The following is a 16,667-nucleotide window of genomic DNA, read 5'->3' on the forward strand; positions in this document are numbered from 1 at the left end:
TCAGGGAGTTTTATTTTATTTAGTTTTCTTCTGATTTGCTTTTTCAATAATTTTTTCCAGAATTCTTAATGTAATCAGATATGTTGGTTTTACACCTGTAAGACCCAATCCGCCTGAGGATAGTGTACTACCCGTTTCCAGTGGATTATCCGATGCGTAATAAGCATAGATTACAAACAAATCTTCTTCAATGTGATTTCTGATTTTTGATGCAATCTGAATCGCTTTCTGATAATGCGCACCTTCCATTTCCAGCCCTACAGCTTTCCATGAAGTCGTCATAAAGTAAGAAAGGATATCTTTATTCTGAAGTGAGGTTCCCAAAACTGTAATCATGCTTCCTTCGAATGCTTTCAGCTCATTGTCTGTAAAGTCATCTTTACTCAATGCATTTTTGAAAACATAGTTATCCGCAGTTCCTTCAAAAATATGAGATGTAGGAATCATAATATCTCCTTTACCTCCGGTAAGGATACCAGCTTTACCCATTACAGAAACAGATTTCACATTCATTTTAAATGTAATACTATTTGTTTCAAACGGACGAAGCAATTCATCCATTACCTCAAAAGCCTGCTCACCGAAAGCATAATCAAAAACCATGATAACATCGTCTCCGGAATACTTATAGTGTCCTAACGGGCTATTTTTAAGATCAGTCTTTGCCAGATCAATGATCTGAACATCGATATTACTTCCGCTGTCATCATCAATGTAAATAACACTTTTATTCTGAGCATAATCTGAAATCTTATCTCTAAGCTCTTTTGTGTTACTTATTTTCTGATATAGAAGGTAATCTACTTCTTTTGTAACTTTTTTGTTCAGTGCATCATTCGCAAAAAGCATATTCTGCACACTGTGCATATTGGCACTTATAATATGTAAAGGTCTTTCATGAAGATTATTTTCCACCAAGACTCTCTTTACATTATTCGCCCATTTTTCACCAAAGAAGTGATGCCCCACACGCTCCTGAAGGATCGAACTGAAATAAATTTCACGCTCTCTGCTTTCCTTCCAGTCATCAAGACTTATCTGGCCCAACCAGTAAATAATCTTGAATAAACGATCTGGGTTATCATCGTCTCCGAAGTTATTATATGCTTCTAAAGTTTCATCAAACGGTCTTCCCAGCAATGCTGAAAGATGAACCAATGCCACTTCTTTTTCCTTTCTGGAAAACTTTTTCTCTCCTAATGCAACCTCTTCAATAATTTTCCAAACACGCTTAGGACGCCCGCCTTCATTCATATCGAAGCCAATATCTCGTATTTTATCCGCTTCAAGATATAAGAATGTAAGGTGAGTTAGAATATCATAAATTTCTGATCTTCCCAAAAGAACTTCAATGTTCATTTGGTGTTCATCTATACGATAACAATTTCTTCGACGTTTTTTAGGAACGATAGGGTCAAAGCTTCCTTTTTCGAAGCCTTCATCTGAAGTTAAATGAATGAAAGCACATTCTTCTATTCCTTCCGGAAGTCTGTCCAAAACATATAAAAGACCATTAAGCTCTACTTTGTTGGGATTCCCCATACTACCATAGATCTCTGGTTGAATGATCATTAAAAGTTTTCGTAATGCTTCTCCGGAAATACCTCCAGGTTTGAAAAACCCTCTGTAGAATAAGTGTCGCATGGAAACATAGATACGCTCGATAGCCTCTGTCGTTTCTCTCGCTCTTGAATTTACCATACTATTTCTTTTAGCAAATATAGGAGATATTCTTATTCCGTGAAAGTTTTCCACCCTCTACACCACGTAAAAAAGCCTTTATTAAATAAAATTAATGATGCTTGCAGATCTCTTAAAACTATTTTACAACAAGGTAAATAACTCGGCATTTCTTCAGTAAAATAAAAAAGCCCTTACAGTATTTTGTAAGGGCTTTTTACTTATATCGCTAAGATTAGATTTTACTCAAAAGATTTCTGAAGTTAACCTTATCATCGATGATTCTCCTTAGTTCAGAAACCGGAACTCTTTCCTGTTGCATTGTATCTCTGTCTCTAAGTGTTACAGTATGATCGTTTAATGAATCATGATCAATTGTAATACAGAATGGCGTTCCTATAGCATCTTGTCTTCTGTAACGCTTACCAATAGCATCCTTTTCCTCATAATAAACATTGAAATCATATTTCAAATCATCAAATACTTTCTCCGCATATTCAGCAAGGCCATCTTTCTTCATTAACGGTAATACCGCCACTTTAAATGGTGCTAAAGCTGGAGGAAGAGAAAGAACTGTTCTTTCGGATCCGTCCTCAAGTGCTTCATCTTTCAGGCAGTGAGAAAGGATAGAAAGGAATAATCTGTCCAGACCTACGGAAGTTTCCACTACGTATGGTACATAGCTTTCATTTCTTTCCGGATCAAAATATTGTAGTTTTTTACCCGAGAATTTCTCATGTGCAGAAAGGTCAAAGTCAGTTCTGCTGTGAATACCTTCCAATTCTTTGAATCCAAATGGGAATTTAAATTCTATATCAGCCGCAGCATTTGCATAATGCGCTAGTTTCTCATGATCGTGAAATTTGTAATTCTCTTCACCAAGACCTAAAGCCAAGTGCCATTTCAAACGGGTTTGTTTCCATTTTTCATAGTATTCAAGCTCTGTTCCAGGAGGTACAAAGAACTGCATTTCCATTTGTTCGAACTCACGCATTCTGAAGATAAATTGTCTTGCTACGATTTCGTTACGGAATGCTTTACCTATTTGGGCAATACCAAAAGGAAGTTTATGGCGGGAAGTTTTCTGAACGTTCAGGTAATTTACAAAAATACCTTGTGCTGTTTCCGGACGAAGATAAAGATCCATTGCTGTTTCCGTAGTAGCACCAAGCTTAGTACCGAACATTAAGTTGAATTGTCTTACTTCTGTCCAGTTTTTAGAACCTGTATCCGGATCTGCAATTTCCAATTCTTCAATCAGAGATTTCACATCTGCCAGATCTTCATTTTCAAGAGATTTTGCCAGACGGGACAGAATAGTTTTCTGCTTCTCTCTGTACTCTATTACTCTTGGATTTGTAGCTTCAAACTGAGCTTTATCAAAAGCTTCGCCGAAACGTTTTGCTGCTTTATCTATCTCTTTCTGAGCTTTATCTTCTAATTTCGCACAATAATCTTCTACCAGCACATCTGCACGGAAGCGTTTTTTAGAATCTTTATTATCAATTAATGGATCATTGAAAGCGTCTACGTGTCCGGAAGCCTTCCAGATTGTAGGGTGCATAAAGATTGCTGAATCGATTCCCACAATGTTTTCGTTCAGTTGTACCATTGCTTTCCACCAATACTGCTTGATATTGTTTTTCAGCTCAGCACCATTCTGTCCGTAGTCATAGATTGCAGAAAGTCCGTCATAAATTTCACTTGACGGAAATATAAAACCATACTCTTTCGCGTGAGAAATCACCTTCTTGAAAACGTCTTCCTGTTTAGCCATAATATTATTTAAAGTGCAAAAATAAGTTTTTTAGGGAGTTCTTTCAATTTTTTCATAAAAGTCATTATTATTTAGATACTAATTAGTACTCCTTTTCCGTTTCAGAATACTAATTTTACCGAAAATGAAATTTTTTTTCCAAAATCTTATATGTATTTTTGACATTAGAAAAATAAAAATCTACAATGCCTGATATCATTAGACTCCTTCCCGATCATGTAGCTAACCAGATTGCCGCCGGCGAAGTGGTGCAGAGACCTGCATCCATCGTTAAAGAGCTTTTGGAGAATGCTATAGATGCTGGTGCAACGTCCATAGAACTAATTGTGAAGGATGGTGGCCGGACTCTGGTACAGGTTGTAGATAACGGAAGCGGAATGTCGGCTACGGATGCCCGGCTGGCTTTTGAGCGCCATGCCACTTCCAAAATAAGAACAACGGAAGATATTTTCCGAATTGCGACTAAAGGTTTCAGAGGTGAAGCTTTAGCATCTATTGCGGCTGTTGCTCAGATAGATCTTAAAACCAAACAGACAGACACTTCCTACGGAACACATATTATGATCCACGGAGGGGAACTGATTGAACAGGAACCTGTACAAAGTACAGATGGAAGTAACTTCGCTGTGAAAAATCTATTCTATAATGTGCCTGCAAGAAGAAAGTTCTTAAAATCGGATAATGTTGAAATCCGCCATATTATGGATGAATTCCAGCGTGTTGCTATTGCACATCCGGGATTAGAATTTTCACTTTATAATAATGATTCTGAAGTATTCCGTCTACGAAAAAGTACAGAATTACAAAGAATCATCGATATTTTCGGAAGACGTTTACATTCTCTCCTGGTTCCGATTAAAGAAGAGACAGATTGGGTAAGACTTAACGGATATGTAGGAAAACCAGAAGCCGCAAGAAAGAACAGAGGCGAACAGTTTTTCTTTGTTAATGGCAGGTATTTTAAAAGCCCTTATCTTTCCCGTGCGGTTCAGGAAGCATTCGAAGGTCTTTTGCAGCCTCAATATATTCCAAGCTATTTCTTGTTTTTAGAAATAGATCCGGCAAAAATAGATGTAAACATACATCCACAGAAAACAGAAGTGAAATTCGAGGATGAGAATGTTATTTTCGCAATGCTGCGTTCCTCTATCAAAAGATCTCTCGGGATTTATAACATCTCCCCAAGCTTGGATTTTGACAGAGAACCTATGCATGATGAAATGATTGTTTCTCGTTCTCCTAGTGACAGAGTTGTAATTCCTACCATACAGGTAGACCGCAATTACAATCCTTTCCGGGAAGAGACTTCTGCACCGAAACCACAAGAGATAGTTAGTCTTACAGAAATGTACCAGACAAGTGTTTCGCCTTCCCCTTCAAAAATCAATTTATTTGATGAAGACGATACGGAAGATGAATTGATGCGACTTCCTAACGGATTCTGGCTTTACAATCACAACAGTAAAACGTTGATGCTTGATCTGGGCAGAATGCACCAATTGGTGCTTTATGAAAGAAAGCAAAAGAAGAAAACATCTCAAACCCATAGCCAGAAATTATTATTCTCTCATGAAATTTATCTAAATGAGATAGAAAAGATGACCTACCTGGCGGTTCGTGAGAAGTTGATTAAAATAGGTTTTGATATGAATCTGGATGGAAGTGAACATATATTACATATTCATGCTGTACCGGAAGATTTATCAGACAAAGATATTATACCTCTTTTACAAAAAATTTTTGCAGAATATGAAGACGAAAGTTTAGACTTTTTTGAATTCTTTGAAAGCAAACAGGTAAAATTACAATCTAAATCCAACTTCGACTTCCATCAGAAAGAAGACGTAGAGAGCCTTATTGAAGATTTTTCAGCACTGGGATTCCCGGAATACAACCACAATAAAAAGAAGTGCTATATAGAGCTTCCTATTGAGGAACTGAAAAATAAACTTAAAATGTAAAAAATATGCAAAGATATATTCCACCTATTACCAAAACCCTGCTGATTGTTAATGTTCTGCTATTTGTAGCTACTTTTCTTTTAAAGCCCATTGGAATAGATTTAGGAGTAATTCTGGGGGCTTTTTTCCCGGGATCACCTAACTTCCAGTTTTATCAGGTGATTACCCACATGTTTATGCATGACGGGTATATGCACATCATATTCAACATGATTGCTTTATGGTCTTTCGGTTCGGCAATTGAAATGACTTTAGGACCTAAAAAGTATGCAATATTCTACTTTGTATGTGGTATTGGGGCTTATATTTTATTTAACATCGTTAACTATATCCAGGTAGACAGTCTTATTAACAGTCTTGTTGCGCAGGGAACAGATATCGAACAGCTTTTTCATCTTTCAAAGTTAGGTATTAACGGCTCTTTTGTTAATGATGTTCAGAATGCTACTTTTAGAGGAAATCCGCAAGAAGTTCAGGAACTTTTCGATTTTCTAAGAACACCAATGGTAGGAGCTTCAGGAGCCATTTATGGGCTTTTAGTAGCTTTTGCAATGCTTTATCCGGATGCTAAGATCATGATGCTGATCCCGCCAATTCCTATTAAAGCTAAGTATTTAATGCCTTTCCTTATCATCGTTGAGTTTTTCTTAGGTGTAAGAGATTCTCAGGGAGATAATGTTGCACACTTTGCACATCTTGGTGGCGCAGTTATTGCTTTTATCCTGATCAAAATTTGGACTAAAAACAGATTCAGGATAGATCGCCGATGAAAGTTATTCGACTTATACTTACATTATTGCATTTGGTGCTATTTTTTGCCCTTGCTGCAATGTTACTCAATAGTTTTATACCACCTAAGGTTTTTAAGTGGTTTAATTTTGTCCCTTTAGTATTTCCTCCACTTATAATTGCATACATTGTACTTACTATTGTATGGATTGCAACGTGGAAAAAGAGGGCTATATTTTTCCTTATTGGTCTTCTTTTCTTTTTCAACCCTATCAGAAGATGGGTTAATTACAGTCCAGGCTCTGTAGCAGGAAATCTAAAAGTTGTTACCTATAATATTCATGCTGGACGCGATCTTCCCACCCTAAAATCCTTTTTGGAAGGCGAAGCTCCTGATGTTATATTTTTCCAGGAAAAAGGCTACCACAATAAAGAATCTCTTTCTATTCCTGGGTTTAAGCATGTTGTAGAAGAACGAGTTGTCTCTATATATTCTAAATATCCGGTTAAAAATCAGGGTGAGATTATAAAAGATGGCAGCAATGGACATTCTCTGTATGCAGATATCAATATAAATGGAAAAACCATCCGTTTTATTAATGTTTATCTCGAGCCTTTTTATCTGAAAAAAGATATGCTTCGCCCAACCGGCGACAATAAAATTAATGAAGAAAAAGCAAAAATTTTAGGTTCCCGAATGGCGGAAAGTTTCAGAATTCACCAGGACCAGGTAGCTGCTGTACGGGAATTTGTACAAAACTCCCCCTATCCTGTTATTCTGGGTGGAGATTTCAACTCTGTACCTAGCTCCTATGAATATTACCATTTAAGCAAAAACCTTAATGATGCATTTATGGAAGCAGGTTCAGGATCTGCTACAAGTTTTCACGATTACAAATTTCCGATTCGTATAGATTATCTCTTCTGTAGCCCACAAATAAAGGCTACAAGCTATACAGTAGACAGAGAATTAAAAATTTCTGATCACTTCCCGGTAATTTCTTCTTTTAAAGTAAAATAAATATCATTTTTTTACGTTAAATTCACATCTTAAACATTTTAATCAACTAAATATGAAAAAAACAATTTTAGGTGTAGCAGTATTCTCTGCACTGGCTTTGACTTCTTGCAAAAAGGAAACTACAAGTACTGAAATTAAATCTACAGATTCCGGTACAGTTACAACGACTACAACTACTGAAACAAAATTAGATAGCGCGAAAGTAAAAGAAGGCGTTCAGAAAGCTGAGGACAAAGTAGAAAATGCGGCTAACAAAACTGGTGATGCAATAAAAAATGCAGCTGATAAAACTGGTGACGCTGTGAAGAACGCGGCTGACAAGACTGGTGATGCCGTGAAAGATGCTGCTCATAAGACTGGTGATGCTGTAGACAAAGCTGGTAAAGATATTAAGCAAGGTGCTCAGAAAGCAGGTGATAAAATAGACAGAGCTGCAACCGCTGCTAAAGAAGAATTAAAAAAATAATTAGATCTTCTTTTTCACAAGATATAACGGGCATTTCAATTGAAACGCCCGTTTTTTTGTTATGATTATTACATTTATCTATCAGAACAAGGCGTTTTCATAAATGAAATTTTTCATATTTTTGACGACAATTCTTTATTTTCCAACACACAATTTAATACAATTATCAAATGATCGAAAACTATTTACTCTGGGGAATAGGCATTGCCTTTGGTGTAATGCTCCTGGTAATGCTTGGACAAAAGATCCGCATTGCTTATCCTATATTCCTTACAGTTGCCGGACTTTTGATAAGCTTTATTCCTGGCTTACCAACTTTTCAGGTAGATCCTAGTATTGTTTTCCTTATCTTCCTGCCCCCTATTCTTTTTGAAGCGGCATGGAATACCTCATGGAAAGACTTTCTAAGGTTCAGAAGACCCATACTGGGACTCGCCTTTGGTTTGGTCTTTCTGACATCCATAGTAGTAGCATATCTCTCTTCTAATATGATTCCGGGAATAACTGTAGCAATGGGATTTTTACTGGGCGGGATTAACTCCCCTCCGGATGCTGTTGCCGCTACATCCATCTTAAAACACCTAAAGATTCCCAAAAGAACACTTAGCATCCTGGAAGGAGAAAGCTTAATAAACGATGCATCGAGTTTAATTGTAATGAAGTTTGCACTGGCAGCCATACTTACCGGGCAGTTCGTAATGCAGGAAGCCATAGGAAACTTCTTTGTAATGGCTATTATGGGTGCACTTGTAGGTCTTGTCGTTGCCTTCCTGTTAATGCTGATTTTCAGAATCCTGCCAACGACTTCTGATATCGATACTATCTTTACACTGATTACACCTTATATCATGTATATTGTTGCGGAACACTTCCATTATTCGGGGGTTCTGGCTGTTGTTACCGGCGGACTTGTTATGTCTTATAACTCTAACCGTTTTCAGACACATACAACACGTATACAGGCTGTAAATGTGTGGAGCACGATTATATTCCTGATGAATGCTTTTATCTTTATCCTGATAGGCTTGCAAATGCCCGGTATTATAGATGAAATGTCACCGGAAGCTATAAAATCCGGTTTAGGTTATGCCGTAATCATTGGCGGGGCTATTGTATTAACCCGATTTGTGTGGACCTTTACCTGGACCTATCTCCCGCCTTTATTATTTAAAAGCATCCGTAAAAAAGACAAACATTTGGATTGGAGGGAACCTTTTATATTAAGCCTTGCGGCCATGCGGGGTGTTGTATCCCTTGCCGGAGCGCTGGCCATACCCTTGGCTCTGCCATCAGGAGAAGCTTTCCCTCATAGAGATATGATTATTTTTGTAACATTTATTATTATCCTGCTCACCCTTGTAGGACAGGGGCTTTTATTGCCTATTATCCTGAAATACATTGATATTAAGGAAGTAGGAGCTACTATGTCTGAAGAAGAGCAAGAAACAAGAATATTGTGGAAATTAAAAAGAATTGCGCTACATACTCTGGAAAAGAATTATTCGGAAGAAGTGCAAAAATATTCTTTGGTCAATAACCGAAAAATGCAACTGCAGGCAGATCTGGAGCTACTGGAAAATCGATTAAAATGCATTAACAACAGTTTTCATGGTGATGCAGTAAAATCGGTTACAGAAATCCGGAGAGAGATTATAAAGGAGCAGAGAAAGCTACTTACTGAGCTTCGCAGAATGGATGAATTTGACGATTCTGTTCTTCGAAAACAGGAATTAAGCCTAGATCTGGACGAAGCAAAGATTACGGGATTCCAACATTAAAATAACATCATAAAAAAATGATCGGAAAATTTCCGATCATTTTTATCATATAAGAAAGATTTGTCTTCTTGTTTTATGCCAACATCTTTTGAGCTTTTTTCACACCCTCTGTTAAGATATCTATTTCTTCAAATGTATTGTATACAGCAAAACTGGCTCTTACCGTTCCTGCAACACCAAAATATTCCATGATTGGTTGTGTACAATGGTGTCCTGTTCTTACAGCAATACCCAATTTATCCAGGATCATACCTACATCCGAGGCAATACCTATTCCGGATAGATTAAAGGAAACTACACCTGCTCTATTGGCGTGTTCACCATATACTTTTAGGCCTTCTATTTCCAGAAGTTTACGTTGTGCATATTTTAATAATGCATGTTCATGTGCTGCAATATTGGATCTTCCTACTTTCTCCATAAAATCCACTGCTGTTCCTATTGCAATATTACCTGCAATATTTGGTGTTCCGGCTTCAAATCTGAAAGGAAGCCCTGCGTAAGTTGTTTTTTCGAAAGTACAATGGTCAATCATTTCGCCACCTCCGTGAAATGGATTTAACTGCTCCAAAGCGGATGCTTTTCCATATAAAATTCCGGTTCCTGTTGGTCCATACATTTTATGGCCTGAGAAAGCGAAGAAATCACAGTCCATTGCCTGAACATCTATTTCGAAATGTGGCGCAGCCTGTGCACCGTCTATAAATACAAAAGCATTAGATTTTGCTCTTACTTTTCTGATGATTTCATCAATCGGGTTAACAATACCTAAGGCATTGGAAACCTGATTTACAGAAACAAGCTTCGTTTTCTCAGAAAGCCATTCATCCAGAACATCTATTTGCAAAATACCTTCTTCATTCATCGGAATTACACGAAGTTTTGCTCCTGTTCTTTGACATAACATCTGCCAAGGAACAATATTAGAATGGTGCTCCAGGTAAGAAATAATGATCTCATCATCTTTCTTAATCAGATCAGTAATTGCATAAGCAACAAGATTAATCCCCTCAGTTGTCCCCTTAGTAAATAGTACTTCATAATCATGCTTTGCATTGATAAATCGCTGTACCTTCTTACGAGCATCTTCCATCATCTCTGTAGCTACCTGGCTAAGTGTATGAATCCCTCTGTGAACATTTGCATTGTAATGCTCATAATAGTTATTAATAGCATCCAAAACCATTTTAGGTTTCTGGCTGGTTGCTGCATTATCCAAGTAAACTAAATCTTTACCATTAACCTTTTCCTGAAGAATAGGAAACTGTGAACGGATTTCTTGTACATCAAACATTACTTTTAGTTTTTTTGTTCTGTTAAAGCCATTATAAAGGCATCAACTTCTGCTTTTTCATCAGCATATTTCTGTTGAAGTTCAGAGCCTTCACCCATTCTTCCGTAATATGTGTAAGCTTTGTCCGCAAAGAATTTTTTATGAAAGACGGAAAGTTCCGGTAACTGAGGAAAGCGCTTATGAAACAGCATTTCATAATAAGCCTGCCATTCTCTTTCATTTTTATCTTCAACAAAGTCTTTAGCTGCTCTTTGTGAAACATGAACCATCTCGTGGGCAATCACATTCATTACAAGAGCTAAATCAAAGTCAAACAGGTTCCGGGGAATTATAATCCGCTGGGCCTCTCCAAATTCTCCTTCTGTAGTCAACAAAATAGAGTTTGGCTCTATTTCTTCCCGAAAACCGAAACCTTCAAAGTCCTTATTCTCAAGACCAAACTGATGTACAACAAAATTTGCAGCATCCAAAATCTGGTTGTGCTCCTTATAAGCTTTGAGATTAAAACTGATCTGGCCCAGGTCCATTTTACGGTCTATATAACTACTGCTGTTCCGCTTGCAGTAACCATCAACATTCCTCCGTTCGGGCCAACAGTTTCGTAGTCTAAATCGATACCGATAACCGCATTAGCGCCCATCTGTACCGCACGCTCCTGTAACTCTCTTAAAGCAGTATCTTTTCCTTCGATAAGAACCTTTTCATAGGTAGTAGATCTTCCTCCGAAAAAGTCGGTTAATCCTGCCATAAAGTCTTTAAGAGCATTCGCTCCGATAATGGTTTCCCCGGTAACAATTCCTTTGTATTCTTTTACCGGATGTCCTTCGATTGTGTTGGTGGTAGTTAGTATCATCTTTATGTTAATTAGAATTCGATATCTACTTCTAACTTCTCAGCTAAAAGCTTAGAAACTTTTAACTTAAGAGGTTCAATGTCAATATTCTGCATTGCATCATGAGCAAAGGCATATAGCAATAGTGCTCTTGCTTCATTTTTAGAGATACCTCTGGCTCTCAGATAGAATAATGCTTCATCATCCAGCTGACCTACTGTACAACCGTGAGAACACTTCACATCATCTGCAAAGATTTCTAACTGAGGTTTGGTATCTATTGTTGCTCCTTCGCTTAACAAAACATTGTTGTTTTGCTGATAAGCATTGGTTTTTTGTGCAATTTTATCTACAAATACTTTCCCGTTGAATACACCATGTGATTTACCATTGTAAACACCTTTATAATTCTGGTAGCTTTCACAGTTAGGAAAGTTGTGATGTACAGCTGTATGGTGGTCTACTAACTGATCATTATTAATGATCGTAATCCCGTTCATAAAGCTGTTGATATTCTCTCCGTTATGAATAAAATCCAGGTTGTTTCTTACCAGCTTACCTCCGAAAGAGAAGGTATTTACAGTCGCAAGGCTGTCTTTCTCTTGTCTTGCGTAGGTATTATCCACTAAATAAGAAGTATCGCTGTCATTTTGCAGTTTATGCCAGTCTGCTTTAGCATTTGGATAAACAAAAATCTCAGTTACAGAATTGGTAAAGGTAAAGGTATCGTCGAAGTTATGATGACTTTCAATAACCTCAATTTTAGATCCTGCTTCAGCAATTAGTAAATTTCTTGTATTGTAGAAAGTGTTTTCTTCCTGATTTTGTGATAAATAAAATACATGAATTGGTTTTTCAATTACTGTATTTTTCGGTACATGAAGGAAAAAACCATATTTGCAGTACGCAAGGTTAAGGTCTGCAAACGGATTATCCTCATGGGTAATTGTATTGAAATACTTCTCAAAAACTTCTTTGTGCTTTTCATCATTCAACGCATAATTGAAAGATAAAAACTCTACATTTTCAATTGAAATTTTTGAAAACTCTTTGCGTAACTCTCCGTTAATGAAAACAATATAATCAAAATTCTCTTCACCAATATGTAAAGCATCCAGATCCTTTTTAGATACATTATGCTCTTTTTTAGGGAAGAAATTATATTCCTTGTTAACGATTTCCGCAAGGTTAGTATATTTATATTCTTCGTTTTTCTTTTTAGGAAACCCTATTTCCACGAATTTTGCCAATGCCGCTTTTCTTTTATCGTCCAGAAAGCGGTGTTTTAGGGTTTCTAAAAAAGCTTCGTGTTGTTGTAAAACTTGTTCTTGTAACATTGTAATGATTTAAGTTTGAATTTGATTATGATCTTCTTATCTCCTTCTAAGGATTAGATAAGCCAGTCATAACCTTTCGCTTCAAGCTCTAATGCTAAAGTTTTATCTCCTGTTTTTACAATCTTACCATCTGCTAATACGTGTACAAAGTCTGGCTGAATGTAGTTCAGTAGTCTCTGATAGTGAGTAATAACTAAAACAGCATTTCCTTCGTTACGGAATTTGTTTACACCGTCTGCTACAATTCTCAACGCATCGATATCCAAACCTGAATCTGTTTCATCCAGAATAGCTAATTTCGGATCTAACATCATCATCTGGAAAATCTCATTTCTCTTTTTCTCTCCACCAGAGAATCCTTCATTTAAAGAACGGGAAAGGAAATCTTTTTTGATCTCCAAAAGCTCAGATTTTTCACGAATTAACGCCAGCATTTCTTTTGCAGGCATTTCTTCCAAACCTTTTGCTTTTCTGGTTTCGTTCATTGCTGCTTTAATGAAGTTAGTTACCGAAACTCCAGGAATTTCTACCGGATATTGGAAAGAAAGGAAAATACCTTTGTGTGCTCTTTCCTCCGGAGCATCTTCAAGAATTTCTTCACCTTCAAAAAGAATTTCACCTTCAGTTACTTCATACTCTTCTTTCCCTGCAATAACAGAAGAAAGTGTAGACTTCCCGGCACCGTTAGGTCCCATAATAGCATGAACCTCACCTGCTTTTATTTCTAAATTGATTCCTTTTAAAATTTCTCTTTCTTCAATTCCTGCATGAAGATTCTTTATATTTAACATGTTAAATGTGGTAAATTATTGTTGATTATTTTTTTATCCTACTGATCCTTCTAATGAGATCTCCAAAAGTTTCTGTGCTTCAATAGCAAATTCCATTGGCAGCTTATTCAGAACTTCTTTACTAAAACCATTTACAATTAATGCAATTGCTCTTTCGGTATCTATACCTCTCTGGTTACAGTAGAAAATCTGATCTTCTCCAATTTTAGAAGTTGTCGCTTCATGCTCTAACTGAGCCGTAGGGTCTTTAATTTCTATGTAAGGGAAAGTGTGTGCTCCACATTCGTTACCCATTAACAACGAGTCACATTGTGAGAAGTTTCTTGCGCCTTTTGCAGAAGGCATTACCTTCACCTGTCCACGATATGAATTGTTAGACTTACCGGCAGAAATACCTTTAGAAATAATTGTTGATTTGGTATTCTTACCAATATGGATCATTTTAGTTCCGGTATCTGCATACTGATGGTTATTCGTAACTGCTATAGAATAAAACTCTCCTACAGAATAATCACCTTTCAGGATACAAGACGGATATTTCCATGTAACTGCAGATCCTGTTTCAACCTGCGTCCAGGAGATTTTTGCTCTTTTCTCACAAAGACCTCTTTTTGTTACGAAGTTGAAGACACCTCCTTTACCGCTTTCGTCACCTGGATACCAGTTCTGTACAGTAGAATATTTAATCTCAGCATCGTCCATTGCGATTAGCTCTACAACTGCAGCATGCAATTGGTTTTCGTCTCTGGATGGCGCAGTACACCCTTCCAGATAAGAAACATAACTTCCTTCGTCAGCAATAAGTAATGTTCTTTCAAACTGTCCTGTTCCTGCCTGGTTAATACGGAAATAGGTAGAAAGTTCCATTGGGCATCTTACCCCTTTCGGAATATAGCAGAAACTACCGTCAGAGAATACTGCAGAATTAAGTGCAGCATAGAAGTTATCTCCTCTTGGCACAACTTTACCAATATATTGTTTTACTAAATCCGGGTGATTTTTAATCGCTTCAGAAATAGAGCAAAATATAATTCCTTTTTCAGCAAGTGTTTCCTGAAATGTAGTTTTTACCGAAACGGAATCCATTACGATATCTACAGCAACACCTGTTAAACGTTTTTGTTCATCAATTGAAATACCTAGCTTTTCAAAAGTTTTTAGTAATTCCGGATCTACTTCATCAAGATTAGCCAATTCCGGTTTAACTTTTGGTGCAGCATAATAACGAATTGCCTGGAAATCAGGTTTTTCATACTTAATATTTGCCCAGTCCGGTTCTTCCATTTTCAACCAGATACGGTAAGATTCCAGTCTCCATTCCGTCATCCATTCTGGCTCTTCTTTTTTTGCCGAAATAGCACGAATAATATCTTCATTCAGTCCAATCGGGAAATCTTCATAATCGATCTTTGTTTCCCAACCGAATTCATATTTTTTATTCTCGAGGTCAACCCTTAGGTCGTCTTCTGTGTATTTACTCATTATTTATTTTGTTTTGGAAATTATGGGCAAAAAAGCCCCAATCTCCGATGTCTCCTGTATTTTTTATAAATTTATAAACTAAAGCTTTCTCCACATCCGCATGTTCTTGATGCATTTGGATTATTGAAGATAAAGCCTTTACCATTAAGTCCTCCGGAATATTCTAAAGTTGTCCCTACCAGATAAAGAAATGATTTTTTGTCTACGATAATTTTGATCCCGTTGTCTTCAAAAACCTGGTCAATATCGTGTTTTTCTTTATCAAAATTCAGAACATACTCCAATCCAGAGCATCCACCACTCTTCACTCCAACACGGATATAATCTTGTGTTGGATCAAAGCCATCCTCAGTCATTAACTGAACAGCTTTTAATTTTGCCTGATCGGATACTTTTATCATTATTTCAATAATTTAGAATAAATTTAGATTGCAAAATTAAGACAAATAATACCAAATTCAAATCCGTCCATCATATATTTATCTATAACAAGAATAGATAGCTTTAACTTTTTACAGGATACATCATCAAACCGGCATAAATTCTTTCTTAAAATGAAAAAGATATTTTTATATAACCCTATTGAACTTTATTAGATATTTTTTCATTGTCACTTTTAACATTGTCACTCTTTTATAATCCAAAAAGACAGAAATAATTACAATGAAAGTATTCAAACTATTACCAATATTTATTGTATCCCTTGTATTTTCACAGAGTACAAGATTTGTATATCAGGTAAGCATGAAGCCTGACGCTACAAATAAAGGGGATATTAAGACAGAACAAGCCAATCTGGATGTAACACCGCAAGGATCTATTTTCTACAGTGCTAAAACAATACAGAGAGATTCTATAATGGATCGTATGCGCCAGACAAGAAATTTTGACCGTACCCAGATGCAGGACCTTCGTTCTGCCATTAATTATATTATTGAAAAGGATTATCCAAAACAAAGTATAACTCTTAAAAACAGAATTGGCCGAGATCAGTATTCTTATTCTGAAAACCAGCCTTTCCAATGGAAGATACTAAATGAAACGGCTAAAATTGGAGAATACAACACCCAAAAAGCAGAAACACAATATGGAGGAAGAACATGGTACGCATGGTTCACAACAGAAGTTCCTTTTCAGGATGGGCCATATAAATTCAGTGGCTTGCCCGGACTTATTGTAAAAGCTGAAGATAATAATGGTGATTACTCTTTTGATCTGATGCAGACTAAAAAAATTGCAGAGCCATATGCTATTAAAAACAGAGGTGGCCAGGTAATAACTGTGAAAAAAGCCGATTACCTGAAAATGGAAAAGAGATTCCAGGACGATCCCGGATCTTTCTTCACCAACAATTCAGGTGGTGGCGGTGGAAACGGCCGAAGAATGAACATGGACCCTCAGCGAATGAAACAAATGCAAGACCGTTTTAAAGAAGAACAAAAGAAAAATAATAATCCTATTGAACTTCAATAAAAAATAGAACAAGCACTTCCAGATACAAGTGAAAAATCAAAAAAAA

15 protein-coding genes are annotated in these 16,667 nt (G+C 36.7%); 6 read left to right on the forward strand and 9 right to left on the reverse strand.

What is annotated here, in order from left to right; all coding sequences use genetic code 11:
• Positions 1-15: 15 nt before the first annotated feature.
• Both C8J95_RS01690 and C8J95_RS01695 read right to left on the reverse strand, forming a co-directional pair.
• Positions 16-1,701: a hypothetical protein gene (locus tag C8J95_RS01690; protein WP_107807342.1), complete on the reverse strand. Its 1,686-nt coding sequence runs from the start codon at positions 1,699-1,701 to the stop codon at positions 16-18.
• 214 nt (positions 1,702-1,915) lie between these two features.
• Positions 1,916-3,457, reverse strand: a complete 1,542-nt coding sequence (locus C8J95_RS01695) for a glycine--tRNA ligase (protein WP_107807343.1) — start codon at positions 3,455-3,457, stop codon at positions 1,916-1,918.
• Between the two features lie 185 nt (positions 3,458-3,642).
• On the opposite strand from C8J95_RS01695, the gene mutL reads away from it, so the two are divergent.
• The 5 genes from mutL to C8J95_RS01720 all read left to right on the forward strand — a co-directional run bounded on the left by mutL (position 3,643) and on the right by C8J95_RS01720 (position 9,412).
• The gene (gene mutL, locus C8J95_RS01700; RefSeq protein ID WP_107807344.1) at positions 3,643-5,418 is read left to right on the forward strand and encodes a DNA mismatch repair endonuclease MutL; all 1,776 of its coding nucleotides are present in this window, start codon (positions 3,643-3,645) and stop codon (positions 5,416-5,418) included.
• Between the two features lie 5 nt (positions 5,419-5,423).
• On the forward strand, positions 5,424-6,188 hold the full coding sequence (locus C8J95_RS01705; protein WP_107807345.1) for a rhomboid family intramembrane serine protease: 765 nt from the start codon (positions 5,424-5,426) through the stop codon (positions 6,186-6,188).
• On the forward strand, positions 6,185-7,168 hold the full coding sequence (locus C8J95_RS01710; protein WP_107807346.1) for an endonuclease/exonuclease/phosphatase family protein: 984 nt from the start codon (positions 6,185-6,187) through the stop codon (positions 7,166-7,168). Before C8J95_RS01705 ends, C8J95_RS01710 begins: the two co-directional genes overlap by 4 nt.
• A 52-nt stretch (positions 7,169-7,220) precedes the next feature.
• On the forward strand, positions 7,221-7,634 hold the full coding sequence (locus tag C8J95_RS01715; RefSeq protein WP_107807347.1) for a hypothetical protein: 414 nt from the start codon (positions 7,221-7,223) through the stop codon (positions 7,632-7,634).
• A 170-nt stretch (positions 7,635-7,804) separates the two neighbouring features.
• Positions 7,805-9,412 (forward strand): Na+/H+ antiporter, encoded by a 1,608-nt coding sequence (locus C8J95_RS01720; RefSeq protein WP_107807348.1) that lies wholly within the window; start codon positions 7,805-7,807, stop codon positions 9,410-9,412.
• Positions 9,413-9,485: 73 nt separating this feature from the next.
• On the opposite strand, the gene C8J95_RS01725 is transcribed toward C8J95_RS01720, so the two are convergent.
• The 7 genes from C8J95_RS01725 to C8J95_RS01755 form a co-directional block, all read right to left on the reverse strand.
• The gene (locus C8J95_RS01725; RefSeq protein ID WP_107807349.1) at positions 9,486-10,706 is read right to left on the reverse strand and encodes an aminotransferase class V-fold PLP-dependent enzyme; all 1,221 of its coding nucleotides are present in this window, start codon (positions 10,704-10,706) and stop codon (positions 9,486-9,488) included.
• A 5-nt stretch (positions 10,707-10,711) separates the two neighbouring features.
• Positions 10,712-11,233, reverse strand: a complete 522-nt coding sequence (locus C8J95_RS01730; RefSeq protein WP_107807350.1) for a hypothetical protein — start codon at positions 11,231-11,233, stop codon at positions 10,712-10,714.
• An 8-nt stretch (positions 11,234-11,241) separates the two neighbouring features.
• On the reverse strand, positions 11,242-11,559 hold the full coding sequence (locus C8J95_RS01735) for a YbjQ family protein (RefSeq protein ID WP_059325747.1): 318 nt from the start codon (positions 11,557-11,559) through the stop codon (positions 11,242-11,244).
• A gap of 11 nt (positions 11,560-11,570) precedes the next feature.
• Positions 11,571-12,875: a Fe-S cluster assembly protein SufD gene (sufD, locus tag C8J95_RS01740; RefSeq protein WP_185124582.1), complete on the reverse strand. Its 1,305-nt coding sequence runs from the start codon at positions 12,873-12,875 to the stop codon at positions 11,571-11,573.
• Positions 12,876-12,928: 53 nt separating this feature from the next.
• Positions 12,929-13,666 carry a Fe-S cluster assembly ATPase SufC gene (sufC, locus tag C8J95_RS01745; protein WP_107807351.1) on the reverse strand — a complete coding sequence of 246 codons (738 nt, stop codon included), beginning with the start codon at positions 13,664-13,666 and terminating at the stop codon, positions 12,929-12,931.
• 33 nt (positions 13,667-13,699) lie between these two features.
• Positions 13,700-15,148, reverse strand: coding sequence for a Fe-S cluster assembly protein SufB (sufB, locus tag C8J95_RS01750; RefSeq protein ID WP_034871825.1), 1,449 nt, complete (start codon positions 15,146-15,148; stop codon positions 13,700-13,702).
• Positions 15,149-15,219: 71 nt separating this feature from the next.
• Positions 15,220-15,549: an iron-sulfur cluster assembly accessory protein gene (locus C8J95_RS01755; RefSeq protein ID WP_009086664.1), complete on the reverse strand. Its 330-nt coding sequence runs from the start codon at positions 15,547-15,549 to the stop codon at positions 15,220-15,222.
• Between the two features lie 262 nt (positions 15,550-15,811).
• On the opposite strand from C8J95_RS01755, the gene C8J95_RS01760 reads away from it, so the two are divergent.
• A complete protein-coding gene (locus C8J95_RS01760; RefSeq protein WP_107807352.1) occupies positions 15,812-16,621 on the forward strand; it encodes a GLPGLI family protein in 810 nt (269 codons plus the stop codon).
• Positions 16,622-16,667 lie beyond the last annotated feature (46 nt).

This window comes from Elizabethkingia sp. YR214 (assembly GCF_003058195.1).
Taxonomy (GTDB): Bacteria; Bacteroidota; Bacteroidia; order Flavobacteriales; family Weeksellaceae; genus Elizabethkingia.